Source organism: Halobacterium sp. BOL4-2 (genome assembly GCF_016917835.2).
In the GTDB taxonomy this organism is placed as follows: Archaea; Halobacteriota; Halobacteria; order Halobacteriales; family Halobacteriaceae; genus Halobacterium; species Halobacterium salinarum.
In genome coordinates this window covers 1,432,340-1,452,969 of record NZ_CP070332.2, presented here as the reverse complement: position 1 = coordinate 1,452,969, position 20,630 = coordinate 1,432,340, and the positions used below count along the sequence as shown (strand labels likewise).

Below are 20,630 nucleotides of genomic sequence, written 5' to 3'. Positions count from 1 at the left end.
TCCGCGAGCCCCCGGGTCGGCGCGGAGTCGCCGGGCTTTTGCTCGCCGCGCCCGCAGGCCACACAAATGGGCCGGTTCGATAGTTACTCCGGGCTGCTGTCGGCGTTCCCGTACGCGTTCCGCGAATCGGACTCCCGGCTGTTCAAAAGCTACGCCGTCGTCAGCGCCGTGCTCGGTGGCCTGTTCGCGTTCCTGATGGCGGGCGCACTCGTCGTGCTCATCTCCAACACTGCCGGCGGGAGCGGCGGCTCGCTGACGCTGTCCCGCACGTTCTACGTCGTGCTCGGGCTGTTCGTGTTCCTGCCGTTGGTCTCTCCCGTGTTGTTCGTCGCGCGCCGCCACCGGCGCGCACTGTCCGTGAACCCCGCCTACGACGCCGGCGTTTCGACCGCCGGCTATCTGTTCGTGGTGTCAGTGTACCTCGGCGTGGTGGCGTCCATGCCGGCGACCTACCGGGTCGCCGGTGAACTCGCGTCCCGACCGCCACCCAGCGGCGTCGCTGCACCCCTGATCGCCGCGCTGTACGGCATCCCGCCGCAGTTCTCGCCGGTGGTGCCGCTGGCCGGCGCGGTGCTCGTGTACGCCACGCATCGCTGGCTGCGCGCGTGAACCGCCGAACAGTAACAGTGAACCGCGGAGCCGGCCTACGGGCGGGCATGACCGACGCCCGATCCAAGACCGCGACGTTCTTCGTCAGTGACGCCAGCGAGGACTCCGCGATCCTCACCGACGTCTCGGACGCACAGGTGCACACCCTCTCGGAGAACCCCGGGCTCTCGGCCGGCGACGTACTGGACGCAACCATCACGCCGGACCCACCGATGCACGTCACGTACAGCGTCGCGTCCGTCGCCGAACACACCCAGATCCCGGTGACCGTCAGCGACGAAACCCCCACTCCGAACGCTCGCGATCTGGCCGCCGACCTCCCCCGCGGCGAGCTCGCGACCGCCGAGCGCGCCGGCGTCGGCGAAATCCACGTGCTCTCGGTCGGCGCGGACAACGTCTCAGACGCCGTCGATGACGTTGTTGCGGACGACCAGACCGTCTCGCGGGCCGCCCGCATCGGCATCAATCGCGTGGAGGTGCGGGCGGGCGCGGACTTCATCAGCGTCCGATATCTGCCGTAGCCCCGGGCCTGCCCTCCCGTCGCGCCCCCACCGGCGCGGTCACGTCGTGTGAGTGCGTCCCGCTGTACCAGCTCTCGAACCCACGGCGTCCGGATAAGAAGGCTTAACCAGCGTCGCATCCCACCGCCAGGCATGTCATGGTTCGAGGTCCCGGACGTTGACCTCAGCCAGTACTCAATGCGGCAACTCGTTGCGCCGCCGCTTGCCGTGTTGGTCGTCGCCCTCGCGGTCATCGGTGGGTGGATGGCCGCCACGGGCGCGCCGGTGTCGCCCGGCATTGAGTTCACTGGCGGGTCGGAAGTGGTCGCACAATCAAGCGCGCCGTCCGCACAGGTCAAAGCCGCCTTCGATGCCGAGCCGACGTCGTTCCGCTCGGTCGGCACCGACGGTAACCGGTACCTCGCGACCTTCCAGAGTGAGAACGCCCCCGGCATCAGTGGGGACACCGCTGACATCGAAATCGTGCAGTCCCAGGAAGTCTCACCCTCGTTTGGCTCCTCGACCCAGGGACTGGCACTGCTGGGTGTCGCGGCCGCATTCCTCGGCATGAGCGTGCTCGTGTTCGCGCTGTTCCGGACGTTCGTCCCCAGCATCGCGGTCGTCGTCTCAGCGTTCAGCGACATCGTCGTGCCCGTGGCGCTGATGAACGTCTTCGGCATCAAGCTCTCGCTTGGAACGGTCGCTGCGTTGCTGATGTTGATCGGGTACTCCGTCGACTCCGACATCCTCCTGAACAACCACGTCCTCCGGCGGTCGGGCGGGTTCTGGGAGAGCGTCGACCGCGCGATGAACACCGGTGTCACGATGACACTCACCTCCATCGCCGCGATGGTCGTGATGACGATCGTCTCCTACATCTTCGGCATCCCACTGATGTCCTCGATCGGCCTCGTGTTGGTGATGGGGCTGGTCACTGATCTCATGAACACATACATGTTGAACGTCACGTTGCTTCGCTGGTACAAGTTCGAGGGGGTGGCGAAATGAGCTGGTTCCGCGAGAACTGGCGGATCGCAGCCCTCGTCGTCCTGGTCGTCGCCAGCTCCGTCGCGTTGTTCGCGCCCGGCATCGGCGCGAGCGCCAACACCAGCGGCCAGCAGGCCGCAACCGGTGACCCGACGAACCTCAACTACGGCCTCGAACTCTCCGGTGGGGTCCGCCTCCGCACGACTGTTACCGGTGTCACCGCTGACGGCGTGTCGGTCACTCCGGACAACGAAGGCGAGATCGCCACCCGCATCAGCACCGCCCTCGACGTCGAGCGTGGCAACGTCCGCGCCCGCCCGGCCAGTGGCAGCGTCGAAGTCTACCAGAACGTCTCCACCAGCAGCCTGCGCACCACGCTTGAGGACGCTGGCTACTCGCCGGATTCGGTTCGCCGCGGCGTCACGCAGGCCACACGGGACAACATCGTCTCCATCATCGGCTCGAAGATCGACGCCACCGGGCTCGGCGGCGCGGAAGTCAAAGACATCGAAACCAGCGCCGGCGCTCAGGCCCACTACATCGTCGTGGAAGTGCCCGGCCAGAACGCCTCCCAGGTGCAGTCGCTCATCCAGGGACGCGGCCAGGTCACCCTCGACGCGTATTATCCGGGATCCAACGGGACGAACGTCAACGCCACCGTTCTGCGCGGCGACGAGCTCGTCGAAGTCGACCAACCCAAACGCGACCAGAACGGCCGGCCGTTCGTCCCGGTACAGCTCTCGGCGGAGGCCGCCCAACGGTTCACCGGCGACATGACCCAGTACGGGTTCACCTCACAGGCGGGCATCAGCAACTGTCGGTTCCCCAACGGCGGATACTGTCTGCTCACCAAACTCGACGGCGAGGAAGTGTACAACGCCAGCATGGGGCCGACGCTCGCGCGGACCCTCAGCTCCGGGAAGTTCGTCAACAGCCCGTCGTTCCGGATCACGGCCAACTCCATGACGGCAGCCCGCAACCTGCAGGTGAACCTGCAGGCCGGCGCGCTGCCCGCGGAGATCACCGTTCAGAACTCCTACTACGTCGCGCCGAGCTTCGCACAGAAGTACAAACCGCTCTCGCTGGTGACCGGGCTCGCGGCCGCGATCGCGGTCGCGATCATGGTGTTGCTCCGGTACGGCGAGCCGAAGATCGCGATCCCGATGGTGTTCACGGCGCTCGCGGAGGTCGTCATCCTGCTCGGGTTCGCTTCCGTCTCCGGGCTGGCGCTTGACCTCTCACACCTCGCCGGGTTCATCGCGGTGATCGGAACCGGGGTGGACGACCTCGTCATCATCGCCGACGAGGTGATGACAGAGCAGGTGTCGTCGTCGCGCATCTTCCAGAGCCGCTTCCGGAAGGCGCTGTGGGTGATCGGTGCCGCCGCCGCCACCACCATCCTCGCGATGAGCCCGCTTGCGGTACTGAGTCTCGGCGACCTCCGCGGGTTCGCGCTGGTCACCATCCTGGGCGTGCTCATCGGGGTGCTCGTCACGCGGCCGGCCTACGGTGACGTGCTCCGGCGGCTGCTGACGACAGACACCTGAGCGGGCCTCAGAAGTCCGTGAGCTTCGCCTCGGTCGCGCCCTTCGCGTCCAGGCCGAACTCGGCGAGCGCCACGAACTCCAGGCCGTTGTCCCGGAGCGCCCGGGTCACCCGCTCGGACGCCGACGGCGCGACCAGCATCCCGCGCACGTCATCGTTCGTCTCCGCGTAGCGGTCGACGTAGCGCTTGAGCTGGTCGAAGTGGTTCAGCGTCGCCTGGATGCGTTTGACCTCGATCACGACCGGCGTGCCGTCCCCGTCAACGGCGTAGAAATCGATGAACCCGTATTTGGTTTCGCGCTCGTGCTCGACGATGCGCAGCCCCGCTTCGAGGGCGTCGGGGTTGGCCTCGATGTACTCGTGCATCTCCGCCTCGGTTCCGGACTCCTCGTAGGTCGCGCCGTCCTCGGCGTCGAACCGCGTGACACCGTAGACCTCGTGGAGCCTGGTTTCGACGCGCTCGGTGGGGTTACTGCGGCGCGCCAGCAACACTGCGTCGCCCTGGCTGGTGCGCGCCTCGACGGTGCCGCCGCCGGGCATCCAGTTGACGGGCTTGTGGCCCGTGGGCTGATGCACGAGAAACGTGCCGTCGGGTTTCGCGACGAGCAGCCGATCACCGTCGCCGAGATAGCCACTCGTCCGCCCGTTGTATTCGACCTCGCAGCGGGCTTGCACGCTCAGCACTGCGCCGTTCCGGAACGCCGCGTTGGCCGCGTCGACGAACGCCGCCGGCGTCGGCGCGGACACTCTCTCGACTGTCATTCTATGGGTGTGCAGGCCACCGCGATGGTTAAACGCCCGACTTCCTGGTGGTTCCTGTCGGCGCTCCGTCGTGTGTGAACCGCGCCGGTGCGAAGCTGGGTTTAAGTCTCTGGGACAGAATTCAGGCGGTATGTCGGAGTTCGGCGTCCTCTCCGTTGTCCCGCCGTTACTTGCAATCGCGCTGGCGATCATCACGCGGAAAGCCATTCTCTCGCTGTTCCTCGGCGTGTGGTCGGGGGGGATCATCTACACAGGCGGCCTCGGCATCCAGCAGACGTTCAGCTGGGTCGTCCGGTCGATCTCCCAAGTCGAACCCAACGCCGAGGGGTCGGTGTTCCACGCCCAGATCATCGTGTTCACGCTGTTGCTTGGCTCATCGGTCGCGATGATCTGGCGCCTCGGCGGCTCGCACGCCGTCCGCGACTGGGCGCTCACGCACATCGACAGCAAGCGCTCGGCGGGCGTCGTCGCGTGGCTGCTGGGCGTGCTGTTGTTCTTCGACGACTACGCCAACACCGCCATCGTCGGCTCCACGATGAAAGACGTCTCCGACCACCTCGGCCTCTCCCGCGAGAAGCTGTCGTACGTCGTCGACTCCACTGCCGCGCCCGTGGCGACACTCGGCATCTCCTCGTGGGTCGCGTTCCAACTCTCCATGATCGAGAAGGGCTACGAGACCGCCGGCGTGTCCGCCGCCAACCGCCCACAGAACTTCGAGATCTTCCTGCAGGCCATCCCGTTCAACATGTACTCGATTCTCGCCGTGGTGATGGTGGCGATCATCGTGCTTTCGCGCCGCGACTACGGGGCAATGCTGACCGCCGAACACCGCGCGACGACAACCGGCGCGGTCACCAGCGAGGACGCGACCCCGATGCAGGACGTCAAGGGCGAACTCGGGGAGCCCAGCGCGGAAAACCCCTCGCTGGTCTCCTTTTTCGTCCCGGTCGCCGTCCTCATCGCTGTCACCATCGCCACCGCACTGTACACCGGCTACGGACCCGACACGACCCTCTACGACATGGTCGTGGGCGCGGACTACGCAGTGGCGCTCATCGTCGGCTCGTTCGCGATGGTCGTCTCGACGTACGTCCTCGGCCTGACGTACGGGATCCTCTCACTGGGTGAGAGCGTCGACACGACCGTCGACGGCTTCGGCATCATGCTCACGGCCGTGACGATCCTCGTGTTGGCGTGGTCGATCGGCAACGTCGTCGACGCGCTCGGCACTGCAAGGTACGTCAGCGGCATCGCAAAGCTGTTCCTCACGCCGGCGCTGCTGCCGGTTGTCGTGATGTTCACCGCCGCGTTCGTCGCGTTCTCTACGGGCAGCTCGTGGGGGACGATGAGCATCGTCACCCCCATCGCCGTGCCGGTCGCGTGGAACCTCGCCGGCACCCACACCATGGTGTCCGCGGTCGTCGGTGTGGTGTTCTCGGGCGCCATCTTCGGCGACCACGCCTCCCCGATCTCCGACACAACCGTGCTGTCGGCGACGTTCACCGGCGCGGACCTCATCGACCACGTGCGCACGCAGCTGTACTACGCCGGCACGGTCATCGCCGTTACCGCGGTGCTGCTCGCCGTCTGGGGGGTCACCCGCATCACGCCGTGGGTGTTGCTGCCCGTCGGCGCGCTCGCGCTCGTTGTCCTCGTCTACGCCCTCTCGGAGCTCGACGCCAGACGCCGCGACATCAGCCCCGTCCAGTCGGGCACCCCCAGCGCAGACCCCGACGACTAAAACTCGTCCAGCGCGGACTGCTCGGCCGCCCCGAGCGCGTCGCGGCTGGTCTGCCAGCTCGCGCGCGCGCACTCCGGGAGTTCGCCGTGCTCGCGGACGTACGCCGCCAGGAACTCCCGCGTCGTCGAGTCGCTGGGGTATCCGGACCCGATGTCCGCGTCGAACGCCGCGGCGAGCGCGTCGACGTGGGCGTCCCGCGCGACTTTCGCGACGATGCTCGCCGCCGCCACCAGATCGTACTCGTCGTCGGCCCCGTGTTCGGCGGTCACCGCCACGTCGGCCGCGACCCGGTTGGCCACCCGGCGGCCGAACCGCTGTTCGTTCACGTCGCCGGCGTCAACGTACCCCGCCATGCCGTCGGCCACCACCCGCCCGAGCGCGTCCGCCTGGGCCGCCACGGTGAGCGTGTTCATGTCCGTCTCCGGGTCGTCGATGCGGTCGACGGGCACCTCCGCGACACCCACCCGCATCGACGCCCGAACGCGGTCGTCGAGCTCCGCCCGGCGGTCGGCGCTGAGGCGCTTCGAATCCGCGACCCCGTCCGGAACGGCGGCCGGGTCGCCGGCCACCGCCGCCGCGAACATCGACCCGAGGACCGGCCCTTTCCCCGCCTCGTCGACGCCGAACCGCGCCATCTCAGGGGAGATGCTCGGTGTCCTCGAAGGCCTCGGTCTCGCCCGCTACAGCGACCACGTCGAGCGCCGTCACCACGGCCCCGACGCCGAGCAGGCCCGCGAGGCTCGGATTCGTCCGGCCGTCGTCGCTGGACACGAGCTCCTTGATGTAGAGCCCGCCCTCACCCTCGATTTCGACGGTGGCGTGCGTGTCGTCCTCGCGGTCGGCCGTGATGTCGTAGACGTCGCGCTCGCGGACGAGATGCGCGCGCCGGTGGTCGACGCGGTTCGGCGTCTCCTGCTCGATGGTCGCGCCGTCGAGTTCGTCGATCGCGTCCCGGAGGTCGTCGTCGCCCACCGGCGCGTCGAACTCCACGTCAGCCCGGTAGCGCTTGCGGGCGTCGAGTTCCTTCACGCGCTCGACCATCTCGTAGCCCGCGACCGCGACGCCCTCGACCTCGGCTTTGCCGTCCGCGAAGTCGTTGATCGCGTCCGCCAGCGCGTCGGCGTCCGGGTGGCGGTCCTGTGGCTCCGCGACCTCGATGACGAACGGCCGCCCCGTCCCCAGCATCAACGCGTCGATGTCCTCGCGGCCCGCGCCGTGGAACGACGCCTCCGTGCCGCCCATCGCGTCGACGACCGGCGGCGCGGTGAGCTGCTCGACGCTCTCCGGGTAGAGAAAGCCCGTGCCGTCGCAGTGCGGGCACGGCGAATCCACGAGCGTCCCGCTGCCGTTGCAGTCCGAACACGGCCACTTCGTCTGGGGGATCCCGCGTTCGAGTTTGCGGTACCGGCCGTAGACGAACGCCGAGTTCACCGTCACGTCGACGGTTTCGGCTTCGACGTCGATCACGGCGAGCACGTCCGGCCGCCCGAAGTCCACCTCGGTGCCCGTGCGATCGCCGACGCGCTTCCCGACCTCGCGGTTGCACTCGGATTTGAACGGCTCGCCGGCGTCCTCAGCCAGCCCGGCGAGGTCCCGCAGCATCGCCTCGTTCTCCTCGACCAGCGGCGGTGCCTGCGTCCCCACCTGGTAGGTGTCAAACGACGCGTCCGCGACGGCGTCGACCACGAGGTCCGCGAACTCGTCGAACCGCCCGGACGCCCCTTCGCACACCCAGCACGGCTCCCCGGGCTCCTCGTAGGGCTCGTCATCGGCAAGCGCCACGGCGGTCCGCAGCGCCCGCCCGCGCTCGGCGTTCGACAGCCCGAAACTCCGTTCCGCGAAACACCGCCCCAGGCAGGCGTCACACACCGGGGTTTCCGCCAGCACCGCGCGTGCATCCTCCAGGATGGTCATGGACGTTTCGTAGGCGGCCGGTGGTACGTACTCTTCGGTCCGCGGCCACACGACCCCCGCGGCCGGCGGGAGGCGACCGCTCCCGGCGGCGCGCCGCCGGCCACACGCGCCGGACCGCGCCCGGGAGAACCCTGCGCTGTAATGAGTAGACTCAAGAGAACCCTCCCGGAACTACCCTCGGATGCGACGCGGGACAGCCGGGCTCGTCGGCGTCGTTCTCGCGCTGAACGCGACCCTGGTCGTCGGGGCGCTGTTCTCGGAGCGCGCACTCACGATCGCGGTGGTGTTCGCGCTCGACGCGGTCGCCGGCATCGCCCGCCTCCTCTACGAACGGCTCGCGGCCGAACGGGCGTCGACAGCGCCGCCCGCGATGACGCCGCTCCGGTTCCTCGAACCGCTGTACGAGATGGTGGCGGACAAACGCGGGAGTGTCCGAGTCGCGGCCCGGTTTCCGTCGGTGTCACCGCGGAACCTCCCGTACGTCGTCGACCAGTGGGTCGTCTGCTTCGCCGTGTTCCCCGTGGTCGTGCTCGCGTGGACCGCGCTGGAGCCGTTCGAGGGCGGGCTCGGGCCGACACTGCTTCCGGCCGTCCTCCTCGTCGCGGCGAAACACGACCGCATCGTGCAGACGTGGGCTGCGGCCGGCCGGTACGCGACCGCGTCGGCGCGAACTGTTCGGCCGAGCCGCGACATCGTCTACAGCACTGTCGTCGCCTGCGTCGCCGTCTGGTCGCTCTCCAGGACGCCCCCGGACCCCGCGCAGGTGACCGCGGCCACGGCGCTGTTCTGCCTCCCGAAGTTCGCCTTCGAGTGCCGCGAGTGCGGGGTCGGCCCGTGGCCGTTGACCTTCGACCCCGCGGGCGGCGCGACACTCGACCCGCTCTCGGTCCCGGACGGACCGCCGCGCGCGACCGTCCAGAACGACCGCGGCGTCGTCCGCGCGTGGGCGATCCACGACGGCCTCTCGTACGCCGTCCTCTTCGCCACCTCGTTGACCGGATTCCTCGGGACTGTCGCGGTTCTCGGCTCCGGGTCGCTGCGCGTCACGCTGTGGGCGGTCGCGATAGCGCTCCTCGCGGCGCCGCCGGTCGCCGTCCTCACCGTGGTCGCCGTGGTCTGGCTGGGGCACGCCAACGAGGAGTACCGGGTCTACGACGACGCGCTGGTCGCCTACGACTCGCTGCTCGACGAGCCGCAATGGGTCGTCCCGGTCGAGGACATCAGTTCGGTCTCGGTCGGCGACGACCCGCTCGGCTGGACGATCCTGGGCCTCGTCCACGTGCTCCCGTTCGAGACGTATCCCGTCGTCGTCGAACGCGAGGGCGGTGACGACATCCGCCTCAGCGCGCTCGCCGACCCGGCGGCGCTCGCCAGTGCCGTCCGAGCCAGTCCGCGCTCCCGCTAGCCGTCACGGGGCGTCCGCGTGGCCGCTCGCTCGCGGGCACCCGGGCGCGAACAACCGGCGCGTCGAGAGCAGCCCGTCCCGCCTCATCTCGTCGGCGCAGTCGGCCGGCGGACACATCGGGCTCACCGAGGACTGCACGCGCCGAGGCGGTCGGGGTGGCTCGCCGCCCAGCCCCGAACCCGATGCACGTAAGCCACCCACGCCCGACTACCCACGCATGAGACAGTTCGTCGTCCTCGGGCACGACGCCCCGACGACTCCCGACTTCCCGCTCGACGACCTGCCGGGCGCTGCCGGCCGGCTCGACGTCCTCTGTCGGTGCGTGAGTGCGGCGCTGTTCGTCTCGCATGGCATCCGCGACGACGTCGAGGTGTTCCTCGTCCTCGGCGACGAGGTGACGGTCCGCATCGACGCCGGGGCGGTCCAGTACATGCATCCCGACGAGCGCAACGTCGCCGGACTGCTGAAGCAAGCCCTCGACGCGAAAACCGAGGCCATCGGCCACCAGGAGGCGTCGTCGTCGCCGGGCATCCACGTCTCGAAGCGTGGCTTCGAGGCCGTACTGGACGCCGTCTCGGGGCCCGTCGTGGCGCTGCACGAGGACGGCGACGCGCTCGCCGCCGTCGGCCCCCTTGCGGATCCCGTGTTCGTGCTGTCGGATCACCGCGATTTCACCGCCGCCGAGGCCAGCCTGCTCGCGGACGCCAGCGACCACCGCGTGCGCGTCGGCCCGACGGTGTTGCACGCCGACCACGCCATCACGGTCGCGCACAACCACCTCGACACCGCCGGGTTCGACGCGTACTGACGGCGACGGCCACGGCAGCCGGCGGGTCACGCGTGCTCCCCGATCCGGAACCGTTAAATCCACAACGGCCATTCTCTCACGTGCGGGCCGGTGGGGTAGCTTGGTATCCTTCGGCCTTCGGGTGGCCGTAACCGCGATTCGAATTCGCGCCGGCCCACTACTCACTTACCCCGTTTCCCGCATTTTCAAACACTTAGCGGCCGCTATGCTGGGTGTTACACAACCGCTCTGGATTGGGGCGTATTCCCGGAGCCACGAGCACGGCTACCCCGGAAGGCTGCGCCTGGTTTGTGGGTGCGAGTTCGGCCACAAGGGGACACGAGAGTGTCTCACACCGAGGCTCACGACTCGGGCTGATTTTGAGTTAGTAAAACGGAGCGAAATGGCCAGGATCCGGCACAATCTACCGGATCATCTCGGCCTCGACCGGCTCGTTGAGAGTGCGAGTACCGAATTGTGCACACGAGGTTTGCGGCTTTGCGTGCACATCCCGGAATCGAATTTTGAGCGCGTGAAACCCACGAGAATCTACCAGTAAACGGCAATTGGGTTGACTACCAAAGAACGCCCCTCAATTACCAAGTCGTCCTTCTCAAGGGATATACCCAAACCATCCGCTCCTTCTTTCCAATCTTCTCTCCATCCCTCTGAATCTTCGTCCTCAAAGTAGCGGCCCATTATGTTTGATGCTCTAATAGGGTCCCATTCATCGTTTCGTGGGATTCGTTCTTCGACCCTTCCGAACAGAACGTATTCTTTAGGCTCAAAGAACGCATCTCTGTGGGAGACATCAAATTTTTTACGGTCAAGCATAACCACCGCTGAATGTTCTTCATCCTCAACATCGTAGTCAACTCGAAGAGGGACGCTATCTCCAATTAATTCTTCAGCCAATTGCTCGAATATTTCACCTATATGAAACATTGCTCCAATCGCCTCCTCATCACTTGTCTCGTCGTTGTTATCATGGCTACCGGGAATATCTACTTCATCTTGCAACTGCGAGCTTTCCTCTTCACTATCTGGTAGGTCTGCTTCTGTAACAGATTTTGCAGTATCCTCATCGATCAAATTGAGGAGGGCCTTCACGGCAATTTCAGTCTTATAGAGGGACATCGGATTGAACACACCGGTAATCCGGACAATATCACTCCGACCAACTTTCTTTGGAGCCGGGCTATCTTCAATCGCTATATCTTCCTCATCAAGTGTCTTTATGAGCTGCTGGAATCGATAAGGGGCCGTTGCACTCATTTGTGTCTCAGTGCTGTCCACACTACCGGTCGTCTGAGAACCAGATGCGATCTTAATGTCTCCTTTGCCGGTTCTTTCATTTGATTCTTCACTGACATCTACGATTTCTTCTGGCCGTCCCACTCCAAGGGAGGCGAGGTGGCTGTTAACACTGATGTCGTCAAGGTATACAAATTCTCGAAGCCGACCGGGCATAAGAACCTGTTAAAATTACTATCTGGTAAATTTTGTGAGTATGTTCTAAATTCTCGCAATCACCCGAAAAGAATGCTTGGTCGCGATCTGTGCATGAGTGGACCGTATTCTCTTCTTCGGTGAGGACCTCCAGACGGTTTCCAGTATACTGCCGGTCGTAGTCGATTTTTGCGGCGACGACCTTTGGTGACGCCTGAATGTCGTGGTCATCGTGTAGAATTCGAGAGTGAAGTCGTCGATGGGGAACATCCAAGCGACGTGCCGTGACGACAGCCAGTAACTACGCTTCCAAGAGAACAGCCATTGAGACGCCGGCGCAGTCGATCATGCTCAATTCCCGCCGGCCCATTTCTCCCCACAGTCGTCGCTCACTCGCCGGCCGCCGCTTCGTTGGCTCCACCCGCCTACGAGGCGGTCAGCGTGTCCTCGATCACAACCGTCTCCGACGGCGTGTGCACCACCCGGACCGTGATGGTGTCGCCGCCGTCGAGCGAGCAGTCCCGGTTTGCGATCCGGAACGTGGCCGTCTCGCCGGGCCGCCAGACGCCGTCCGTGTTCGCGTCGAACGCCCCGCCGTCCGGGCTGTAGAAATCGAACAGCTTGTCGCCGTCGTACGTGCTTGGGCCCAGCGTGCTCGTGGGCAGGTCCACGATCCGGGCCCGCTTCCCGCAGGCGGCAGTCGCATCCACGACGACGTCGAGCTCGGACACCGCCACATCGTCGCCCGCGATGTGGGTGAGTCGAACGATCTGATCGCCGCCGCCGGCCGTGTCGCGGACGAGTTCGCCACTCGACTGCCCGATCAGCGGCCCGGGACTGCTGATGGTGTCCGTGGATCCGAGGGTGAACACCGCGACTGTCCCCGCAAGGACCACTACGACGACGACCATGAGAACGACCGCCGTGACTGACGTGGCTGCTCGCATTGGTGGGCTCGTGATAGTATTCGTTGTGGCCGTGTGAATGCGTTTCGCTCCGCTCAGGCCCTGTTTATACCATGCTCAGACACCACATACGAGATTCTCTTCTCGCGGACACGTCGATTATTGCCCCATCGCCAGTGAAACCCACAGACCAGTATGTTGGGTATCCAACAGAATTTATTTACTATTTCGACATGAATCATGATTTGCAGGTGGCTAGTGAACACATGGACCGACGAACGTACATCGCCACGGTTGGATCGGCAGTCACAGGAGCGACCATACTATCCGGGACGGCCATTGCAGAGTCCGACGTCGGAGATGATCCGGACGTGCGGTTTGGCGACGTTGAAGATCCGCCAGATGACGAGTACAATGTCGGCGATACGGTAACAGTAACCGCAGAAATAGAGAACCACGAGGACGATGCGTTTCCGGTGTACGTCGGCTACTCGGTTTACAACGATGGGTTCTACGAGAACGGCCAGCGGACGGACACTGAAGTCAGACTCGACGAGTATGAAACCGTATCCCAGGATCTCAAATGGCCTGTTTCCAGCGACGCGCCACCGGGAGACTACGGCTACCTCGTGAAAATCTGGAAGGACAGACAGAACAACGGCGAACGTGACGAGGCACTCAAAAACGGGCTGGACAAGTGCGACAGAACCGACGAAGAAGTGTTCAAAATCGGACCGTTCAACTCGGACAGTTAGCACCGCTACCCGGACCGGACACGCCGGCTCCTGCTGGTGGGCCGTCAGTCGACGAGCGCGGCCTCCAGCAGCTCCAGGGGGTGGCGCACCTCGTAGCCCGTGCCGTGCTCCATCTGCATCGCACACGTCGGGCACTCCGTGAGGCCGGTGTCGCCCTCCGCGGACTCCATGTGATCGAACATGTCGTCGCCGATCTCCATGGAGGTCTCGTATTTCTCTTCTTTCCAGCCGTAGGTGCCCGAGATCCCCGAACACGAGTCGCCCACGTCGTCGATGCCGACGCCGTCGAGGTCGCCGAACAGCTCCACCGCCTGGCGGTCTAGGCCCTGGCTGCGGGCGTGGCAGGGGGCGTGGTACGCGAACTCGTCGGCGAGCTCGCCGTCGATGTCGGCCGACTGCACGGTCTCCCGGAGGGGCTCGTGGATGCGCAGGTATTCGACGGCCTCGAAGGTGTTCGACGCCACCGTTTCGATGCCGTCGATGTCGAACAGTTCGGGGTACTCCTGTCGGAGCGCCATCGAACACGACGTACACGAGGCGATGGCGTCGTAGCCCTCCTCGATGAGGTCGCTCATCGAGGACACCGTGATGTCGGCGTGGCGGCGGGCGTCGTCGAGCATGCCGTTGGCGAACATCGGGGTGCCCGAACAGCCCTGTTTGGGGACGACGATCTCGTAGCCGAAATGCTCGTAGACGCGCACCATCGCCTGCCCGACCTCGGGGGTGTTGTAGTTGGCGTAGCAGCCATGGAAGTACGCCACCTTCTTGTCGGCGTCCACGGGCTCGCCGCGTTCACGTCGGCGGGCTTGCGCGCGCTCCTTGGAGGCGGCCGCGCCGCCCCGCGCCTGCCACCACTCCCGGAAGGTCTCGGTCGCGAACGCGGGGAACTCGCGCTCGCTGGTCACGCCCAGCGTCTTCTCCATCACCCAGCGCGCCGGCCCGAAGTTCATCGCGGCGTTCGCGAGCCGCGGGAGCGTGCTGGCGATGCGCGCCGACGTGCGGTAGTTCGCGAGGATGCGGTTGCGCCAGTATTTCAGCGAGCGCTTGGACATCTGGTCGTCGACGTACTCGCCGCGCGCGGTGTTGTGCATCTGTGACAGCGACACGCCCGACGGACAGGCCGAGTCACACCGCATGCAGTTCGAACACTCGGTGATGGAGTCGTCGATCTCGTGGTCCTCGTCGTCGGACTGCTCTTTGAGCCGCCACTGCTCGGGGCCCTGGAACTTCGGGCCGGGGAAGTCGTCGTCGACCTCCGCGACCGGGCAGTTGGTGTCACACGTCGAGCACTTATAGCAGGAGTCCGACTCGGGGCGCAGGTCGAAGTCGTCGGTGTCGTCGTGGAGCGCCACCGGGTCGAACTTCTCGCCCACGTTCGGTGTAGCTGGCTCGAAGCGATTCTCCGCGGTGGTCGTCGTGGAATCGGATTCTGAGTCACTCATCGTGGATCGCCTCCGCTGCCGCCGTTCCGGCCGCGTACCCCGTTGCGATGGAGACGCCGCTGCCGGAGTGCTCCGCTGCGAAGTTGTAGCCGCCAAGCACTGCGCCCGCCGCCCGCAGGTTCGCGTGGGCGGCGGCACCGTCGTCGTCGCGTGGCCGCAGTGTGTCGTCGGTCCGCACGCCGAACTGCGCGAACGCGTGGTCGCCGAACGCGTCGTCGTCGAACCACGCGTACCGGTCGTCGCTGTGCGCGATCCGGCAGTCGAAGATCGGTTCGTAGACCGCGTCCCGGTCGGAGTCGATGCCTTTCCCCACGAGCCCGCCGGTCGCGAGCACGTACTCGTCGGCGCTGTTCGGGATGCGCGCGCCGTTTTTCTCCACGTACACGGTCTCGACGCCGTCGGCGGTCGTGTCGGCGTCCACCACGGGGTTGCCGGTTTCGATGCGCACGCCCGCCGCCTCCAGCGCGCCGAACAGGTGATCGGACAGCCGCAGCCCGGGCAGCGACGGCGGTCCCATCGGCACCTCGAACACCGCAGCCCCCAGGTGGTCCGCGAGCGCGTCTCGCACGCCCGCGGGGTCGTCGTCGCCCAGCACCGCCGGGAAGCCGACGCGGTCGGCGTCGGCGGCCGCGTCGGCGACCCGTGTGGCAAGCGCCAGGCGGAGCGGGCGCTCGGTGCCGTCCACCGACACCCGGGGGTTCGCGTCCAGCAGCCCCGCGTACCGGGTGACTTTCGCGCCCGCCCGGAGGTCGCCCGGGAACGGCACGGTCACACCGTGCACGTCGAAGGGAACGCCCGCCGATTCGAGGTGGGCGGCCGCGTGGTCCGCGTTGAAATCCGGCAGCGTCTCGAAGCCGACCAGCAGCGTGTCCCGGTCGTCGCTCGCCAGCCCGGCGGCGGCGCTGGCGGGATAGCGCGCGGTCGGCTTCACCGTGCCGCCGTGGGTCGGCACCAGCGCGTTGGCGTCGGTGTGGTGCCCCTGATAGCGCGGCGCGTGCGTGTCGAAAAACGCCATCGCGTCGCGCACCGTGTCGACGCCGACGGTCCGATACGGGTGGGCGTCGGGCAGCGACGGGATGGCGTCGAAGGGGTCGACCACGGGACCGTCCCCGCCGGGCGTGTAGCCGAGCACGTCGACGAGCCCGCTGGCGTTCCGGAGCGTGCTCTGTTTGTACGACACCAGTCGGGTGTCCGCGCCCGCGTCGGCGGCCGCCAGCGCGCTCGTGATGCCGGCCAGCCCGCCGCCGATCACGAGCACCTCGGATTCAATTGCCATGCGCGCCCTCCGGGCCGCCGTCGGCCGCCAGCGGCCCCGCGTCGAACGCCCCGAAGTCGATCTCAGCGTCCGCGTCGGCCGGGTCGTGGCCGCGGTTCTGCGTGGTCGCGTGCAGCGCGTAGCTCAACATCGCCTGGGAGAGCTGGTCGCCCCAGAGGGCGTGGCGCTGGCCGCGCCACCGCTCGGCGAGCAGTTCGTCCCAGGACGCCCGCACGGTGGCGTCGTCGTAGCCGGCGGTGTGGAGCTCGTTCGCCAGGCGGTGCGCGCAGAACCCGCCCTGGCAGTTCCCCATGGTCGCCCGCGTGCGGATCCGCACCGCGTTCAAGTCCGTCCCGGACTGCTCGATGGCGTCCTGGATTTCCGCCCGCGTGACCGCCTCGCAGGCACAGATCGTGGGGTTGGGGTCGTCCGTGTCAAGCACGCTGCCGGCCCGCGAGCCGAGACGGTCGACGCTGCGCTGGGCGACCGGCGACCGCAGCCCGAACTCCGTCATGTAGTCGTCGAGCGCGGTGTTGTCGGCGCTCCCGGGGAGCGCGACGTCCGCGGTCCGACAGTCCGCGGTGACGCCGAGGCGCTCGCAGACGTGGTCAGTGATCTCCTCGGCCATCATCCGGTAGGTCGTGAGCTTCCCCCCGACGATGGTCGTCATCCCGGGCAGGTCGTCGCGGTCGTCGTGCGCGAGCAGGAAGTAGTCCCGCGTGATGTCCGTGGGGTCGTCGCTGTCGACGTCCGGGGGCTCGTACAGCGGCCGCACGCCCCAGAACGACCGCACCGTGCGGGCGTCGTCGAGCATCGGAATGAGCTCCGCCAACTCGTCGATCACCATGTCGACCTCCCACTGCTGTTCGGGGTAGTCCTCGGGGTCGGCGACCTCCTCGTCGGTCGTCCCCAGGATGCAGGTGGTCTCGTGGGGCACCACGATGTCGGCGTCGCCTTTCGGCCGGCACCGGTTGACCACGGTGTCGACCTGTCGCGTGTTCATCACGGTCATCACGCCCTTCGACGGACGGACCTCGACGTCAACGCCCGCCATCTCACCGAGGCGGCCCGCCCACGCGCCGGCGGCGTTCACGACGTGGTCGGCGCGGATCACCTCGGTGCCGCCCTCGGTGCCGTGCACGCGCTTGCCCGCGCCGGTCGCGTGTTCGACTTCCACGCCGACCACCGCGCCGTCCTCCACGACGACGTCCGTGACCGTCGAGTGTGTCTCGATGCGCGCGCCGTGCTCCTGGGCGCTCGCGGCGTTTGCGACCACCAGGCGGAACGGGTCGATCGCGGCGTCGGGCACCCAGATGGCCTTCTCGACGTCGTCGGCGAGATGTGGCTCCAGTTGCCGGGCTTCCGCCCCGGAGAGCACCTTCGTGGGAATGTCGCAGGCCTCACAGCCCGCGAGTTTCTCCTGGAAGTACTGCTCGCTGTCCTCGGGCCGTTTCACGAACAACCCGCCTGTCTCGTCAACGCAGTGCGTTGCGATCTCTCTGAGCACGCGGTTCTCGATGATACACTCGCGCGCGCTGGCCTGGTCGCTGACTGCGTACCGGCCCCCTGAGTGGAGGAGGCCGTGCATCCGGCCAGTCGTGCCATGCGTGAGGTTGCCCTGCTCGACGAGCGTGACCCCAAGGCCACGCATCGCGAGGTCGCGGGCGACGCCGGCCCCGGTCGACCCACCCCCAACGACAACCACGTGCGGTTCCTGCGCCATACGACGCCTTACACGGCGACCGCCTTTACCTCATCGAAGGTCCCGCAGCGACGCGTAAACAATCGGGTCGTGTCGGCGGTCGGGGCATTTCGTCCGGCGTGAAAGGACACATTCAGGGCTCTTCGCGGAGTTTCAGGGATTTTTATTACGGGTTATGATATTGTGTACCGGTAACGCGGTCTTGACGGTAAGACAACCGCGCAACGAGGTTGACACAGCTATGACAGACGCATACGTCGGCGCGATCGACCAAGGGACGACAGGCACGCGGTTCATCGTATTCGACCAACACGGTGACGTGGTCGCGAACACCTACGAGAAACACGAACAGCACTACCCCGAACCCGGCTGGGTCGAACACGACCCCCTGGAGATCTGGGAGAACACGAAAAGCGTCGTCACGGCGGGGCTCTCGGCCGCCGGGCTGGACGCCGACGACCTCGCCGCGATCGGCATCACGAACCAGCGCGAGACCACCGTGGTCTGGGACGCCGCAAGCGGCCGCCCGATCCACAACGCCCTCGTCTGGCAGGACCGACGCACCACCAGCCGCGTCGAATCCCTGGAGGAAAACGGCAAGATCGAACGCATCCGCGAGAAAACCGGCCTGGAGGCGGACGCCTACTTCTCGGCCACCAAAACCGAGTGGCTGCTCGACGAAGCCGAGCCGCTGAAGCTCTCCTCGGCGCGCGCCAGCAGCCTCCGGGATCGCGCCCGCGACGGCGAGTTGCTCATGGGCACCATCGACTCCTGGCTCATCTACAACCTCACCGGCGAACACATCACGGACGTGTCGAACGCCTCCCGGACGATGCTGTACAACATCACCGACCTGGAGTGGGACGACTGGCTGCTGGAGGAGTTCGACATCCCCCGGGAGATGCTGCCGGAAGTACGGCCGTCCTCTGACGAGGCCGTCTACGGGCACACCGACCCCGACGGCTTCCTCGGCGCGTCGGTTCCCGTCACGGCCGCGCTGGGCGACCAGCAGGCGGCCCTCTTCGGGCAGACGTGTTTCGACGCCGGCGACGCCAAGAACACGTACGGCACCGGCTCGTTCTACCTCATGAACACCGGCGAGGACGCCGTCTCCTCCGAGCACGGCCTGCTCACGACGATCGGGTTCCAGCTCTCCGGGGAGCCCGTCCAGTACGCCCTCGAAGGATCGATCTTCGTCACGGGCGCGGCGATCGAGTGGCTCGAAGACGTCGACCTCATCAACAACGCCGCCCAGACCGCGGAACTCGCCAGCTCCGTCGACACCACCGACGGCGTCTACATGGTGCCCGCGTTCACCGGGCTGGGCGCGCCACACTGGGACGGCCGCGCCCGCGGCACCCTCGTCGGCATGACGCGGGGCACGCGGAAAGCCCACATCGTTCGGGCGACCCTCGAATCGATCGCCTACCAGACCCGCGACATCGCGGCGGCGATGGAGGCCGACTCCGGGGTGTCCACCACGACGCTGCGCGTCGACGGCGGCGCGGTCAAGAACAACTTCCTCTGCCAGCTGCAGTCGGACATCATCCAGACCGACCTCGCGCGCCCGGAGGTCGACGAGACCACCGCGCTCGGGGCGGCCTACGCGGCCGGCCTCGCGGTCGGCTACTGGGACAGCCTGGACGACCTCCGGGAGAACTGGCGTGTCGACCGGTCGTTCGAGCCGGAGATGGACCCCAGCGAGGCCGACAGCAAGTACGGCCGCTGGGAGGACGCCGTTGATCGCTCGCTGGCGTGGGCCACGGAGGACTGACGATGCCGGGACTCACTCTCGCCACGCTCCCCGTCGTCGACATGGCCCCCGAACCGTTCGCCGTCCTCCTGCTGACGGCGCTTGCCGGGGGCGCGTTCGGCGCGGCCATCGGCGCGCTGCCCTCGTTCATCTTCACGGGATTCGTCGTCCTCATCGGCGAATCGCTCACACTGCTCCCGGGCGACCTGCCCGTGAGCCTCACCAACGCCATCGGGTTCGGGCCGATCGTCGGCCCCCACATCGCGTTCGCGGGCGGCGTCGCCGCCTCCGCGTACGCCGGCACGCGATACCCGGAGCTCGCGCCCGACGGCTGGGACTACCACTTCGGGAAGAACATCCAGTACGCGTTCGGCACCAAACCCGACGTGCTGGCGGTTGGCGCGGTCTTCGGCGCGCTCGGCATGCTGATCGCCAAAGTCGTCACGGCGCTCGGCATCCCCACGGACAACATCGCCGTGGCCGTCGTGGCGACCGCCCTGATCGCCCGACCCGTGTTCGGCTACCCGATCGTCGGGTCGCCGTCCGGCTCCGGCCTCCTCGACATGGGACCGTTCGAGCGCGACGAGCCACACCCAGCGGCCGACGGCGGCGCCGCCGAACACGCCGGCCGCCCCGCCACGGAGCCCTGGCTCCCCCAGCAGTACACGTGGACCGGCGTCACGCTCATCGGCGCGATCTTCGGCGTGCTCGCGGGGTTCCTCTGGCTGCAAACGGACAGCGTCTTCCTCGGGTACGGCCTCTCGGCCGCGAGCCTGGTTTTCCTGCAGTTCGACGTGCCCAACTTCCCGGTCACACACCACATCACGCTGCTGGGCGCTGTCGGCGGCGTGCTCGGGTTCAGCGTCTTCGCAAGCCCCCTGCTGGCGGTCGTCGCCGCCGGCTGCTTCGGCGTCCTGAGCGCGCTCGTCGGCGAGTGTGGCGAACGCATCCTCTACTCGCATTCCGGCACCCACGTCGACCCGCCCGCGATGGCGATCGCCACCCTGATGTTGGTGATCGGCGGGGCCTTCCAGCTCGGACTGCTGCCGACCAGCAGCTACCTCGGCCTGTAACGCCCGCGTTGCTGTCGCCGCCCGCCGTTTAGGCGGGGCAGCCACA

Annotated in this window: 18 protein-coding genes and 1 tRNA gene; 11 read left to right on the top strand and 8 right to left on the bottom strand. The window is 66.9% G+C overall.

Annotation, left to right across the window (positions count from 1 at the left end; genetic code table 11):
- Nucleotides 1-66 precede the first annotated feature (66 nt).
- The 4 genes from JRZ79_RS20995 (at nt 67) to JRZ79_RS20980 (ending at nt 3,643) form a co-directional block, all read left to right on the top strand.
- Nucleotides 67-609 carry a hypothetical protein gene (locus JRZ79_RS20995; protein ID WP_010903464.1) on the top strand — a complete coding sequence of 181 codons (543 nt, stop codon included), beginning with the start codon at nt 67-69 and terminating at the stop codon, nt 607-609.
- Between the two features lie 47 nt (nt 610-656).
- Nucleotides 657-1,130: a DUF5812 family protein gene (locus JRZ79_RS20990; protein ID WP_010903463.1), complete on the top strand. Its 474-nt coding sequence runs from the start codon at nt 657-659 to the stop codon at nt 1,128-1,130.
- Nucleotides 1,131-1,262: 132 nt separating this feature from the next.
- Nucleotides 1,263-2,117 carry a protein translocase subunit SecF gene (secF, locus tag JRZ79_RS20985; protein WP_205251052.1) on the top strand — a complete coding sequence of 285 codons (855 nt, stop codon included), beginning with the start codon at nt 1,263-1,265 and terminating at the stop codon, nt 2,115-2,117.
- On the top strand, nt 2,114-3,643 hold the full coding sequence (locus JRZ79_RS20980; RefSeq protein WP_205252140.1) for a preprotein translocase subunit SecD: 1,530 nt from the start codon (nt 2,114-2,116) through the stop codon (nt 3,641-3,643). Before secF ends, JRZ79_RS20980 begins: the two co-directional genes overlap by 4 nt.
- A 7-nt stretch (nt 3,644-3,650) precedes the next feature.
- Here JRZ79_RS20980 and nucS read toward each other — a convergent pair whose 3' ends face one another.
- Nucleotides 3,651-4,403: an endonuclease NucS gene (gene nucS, locus JRZ79_RS20975; RefSeq protein ID WP_010903460.1), complete on the bottom strand. Its 753-nt coding sequence runs from the start codon at nt 4,401-4,403 to the stop codon at nt 3,651-3,653.
- 130 nt (nt 4,404-4,533) lie between these two features.
- On the opposite strand from nucS, the gene JRZ79_RS20970 reads away from it, so the two are divergent.
- Complete coding sequence (locus tag JRZ79_RS20970; RefSeq protein WP_205251049.1) at nt 4,534-6,144, top strand: Na+/H+ antiporter NhaC family protein; 1,611 nt, start codon at nt 4,534-4,536, stop codon at nt 6,142-6,144.
- On the opposite strand, the gene rnhB is transcribed toward JRZ79_RS20970, so the two are convergent.
- Nucleotides 6,141-6,779: a ribonuclease HII gene (rnhB, locus tag JRZ79_RS20965; protein ID WP_010903458.1), complete on the bottom strand. Its 639-nt coding sequence runs from the start codon at nt 6,777-6,779 to the stop codon at nt 6,141-6,143. The genes JRZ79_RS20970 and rnhB overlap by 4 nt on opposite strands.
- Nucleotide 6,780: 1 nt before the next feature.
- Complete coding sequence (locus tag JRZ79_RS20960; RefSeq protein ID WP_205251048.1) at nt 6,781-8,058, bottom strand: tRNA pseudouridine(54/55) synthase Pus10; 1,278 nt, start codon at nt 8,056-8,058, stop codon at nt 6,781-6,783.
- Between the two features lie 181 nt (nt 8,059-8,239).
- Here JRZ79_RS20960 and JRZ79_RS20955 point away from each other — a divergent pair, with 181 nt between their 5' ends.
- The 3 genes from JRZ79_RS20955 to JRZ79_RS20945 all read left to right on the top strand — a co-directional run bounded on the left by JRZ79_RS20955 (nt 8,240) and on the right by JRZ79_RS20945 (nt 10,428).
- On the top strand, nt 8,240-9,463 hold the full coding sequence (locus JRZ79_RS20955) for a hypothetical protein (RefSeq protein ID WP_205252139.1): 1,224 nt from the start codon (nt 8,240-8,242) through the stop codon (nt 9,461-9,463).
- Nucleotides 9,464-9,680: 217 nt separating this feature from the next.
- Nucleotides 9,681-10,271 (top strand): tRNA (pseudouridine(54)-N(1))-methyltransferase TrmY, encoded by a 591-nt coding sequence (trmY, locus tag JRZ79_RS20950; RefSeq protein ID WP_205252138.1) that lies wholly within the window; start codon nt 9,681-9,683, stop codon nt 10,269-10,271.
- A gap of 84 nt (nt 10,272-10,355) precedes the next feature.
- A tRNA-Pro gene (locus tag JRZ79_RS20945) sits at nt 10,356-10,428 on the top strand.
- A 371-nt stretch (nt 10,429-10,799) separates the two neighbouring features.
- Here JRZ79_RS20945 and JRZ79_RS20940 read toward each other — a convergent pair.
- Together JRZ79_RS20940 and JRZ79_RS20935 are read right to left on the bottom strand one after the other, a co-directional pair.
- Complete coding sequence (locus tag JRZ79_RS20940; protein WP_205252137.1) at nt 10,800-11,720, bottom strand: hypothetical protein; 921 nt, start codon at nt 11,718-11,720, stop codon at nt 10,800-10,802.
- A gap of 404 nt (nt 11,721-12,124) precedes the next feature.
- On the bottom strand, nt 12,125-12,646 hold the full coding sequence (locus JRZ79_RS20935; RefSeq protein WP_205252136.1) for a type IV pilin: 522 nt from the start codon (nt 12,644-12,646) through the stop codon (nt 12,125-12,127).
- Nucleotides 12,647-12,870: 224 nt separating this feature from the next.
- Between JRZ79_RS20935 and JRZ79_RS20930 the strand changes: the two genes are divergently transcribed.
- Nucleotides 12,871-13,359: a hypothetical protein gene (locus JRZ79_RS20930; protein WP_231546312.1), complete on the top strand. Its 489-nt coding sequence runs from the start codon at nt 12,871-12,873 to the stop codon at nt 13,357-13,359.
- Between the two features lie 44 nt (nt 13,360-13,403).
- On the opposite strand, the gene JRZ79_RS20925 is transcribed toward JRZ79_RS20930, so the two are convergent.
- From JRZ79_RS20925 to glpA, 3 genes are read right to left on the bottom strand one after another with little or no spacing between them, the layout of a single operon-like run.
- On the bottom strand, nt 13,404-14,801 hold the full coding sequence (locus JRZ79_RS20925; protein WP_010903449.1) for an anaerobic glycerol-3-phosphate dehydrogenase subunit C: 1,398 nt from the start codon (nt 14,799-14,801) through the stop codon (nt 13,404-13,406).
- Nucleotides 14,794-16,077, bottom strand: a complete 1,284-nt coding sequence (glpB, locus tag JRZ79_RS20920) for a glycerol-3-phosphate dehydrogenase subunit GlpB (RefSeq protein WP_205252134.1) — start codon at nt 16,075-16,077, stop codon at nt 14,794-14,796. Before glpB ends, JRZ79_RS20925 begins: the two co-directional genes overlap by 8 nt.
- A complete protein-coding gene (gene glpA, locus JRZ79_RS20915) occupies nt 16,067-17,779 on the bottom strand; it encodes an anaerobic glycerol-3-phosphate dehydrogenase subunit GlpA (protein ID WP_205252133.1) in 1,713 nt (570 codons plus the stop codon). Before glpA ends, glpB begins: the two co-directional genes overlap by 11 nt.
- A gap of 220 nt (nt 17,780-17,999) precedes the next feature.
- On the opposite strand from glpA, the gene glpK reads away from it, so the two are divergent.
- Together glpK and JRZ79_RS20905 are read left to right on the top strand one after the other, a co-directional pair.
- Entirely contained in the window at nt 18,000-19,532 is a 1,533-nt protein-coding gene (gene glpK, locus JRZ79_RS20910) for a glycerol kinase GlpK (protein WP_205252132.1), read from the top strand.
- A 2-nt stretch (nt 19,533-19,534) separates the two neighbouring features.
- Nucleotides 19,535-20,584 (top strand): hypothetical protein, encoded by a 1,050-nt coding sequence (locus JRZ79_RS20905; RefSeq protein ID WP_010903445.1) that lies wholly within the window; start codon nt 19,535-19,537, stop codon nt 20,582-20,584.
- Nucleotides 20,585-20,630: the final 46 nt, after the last annotated feature.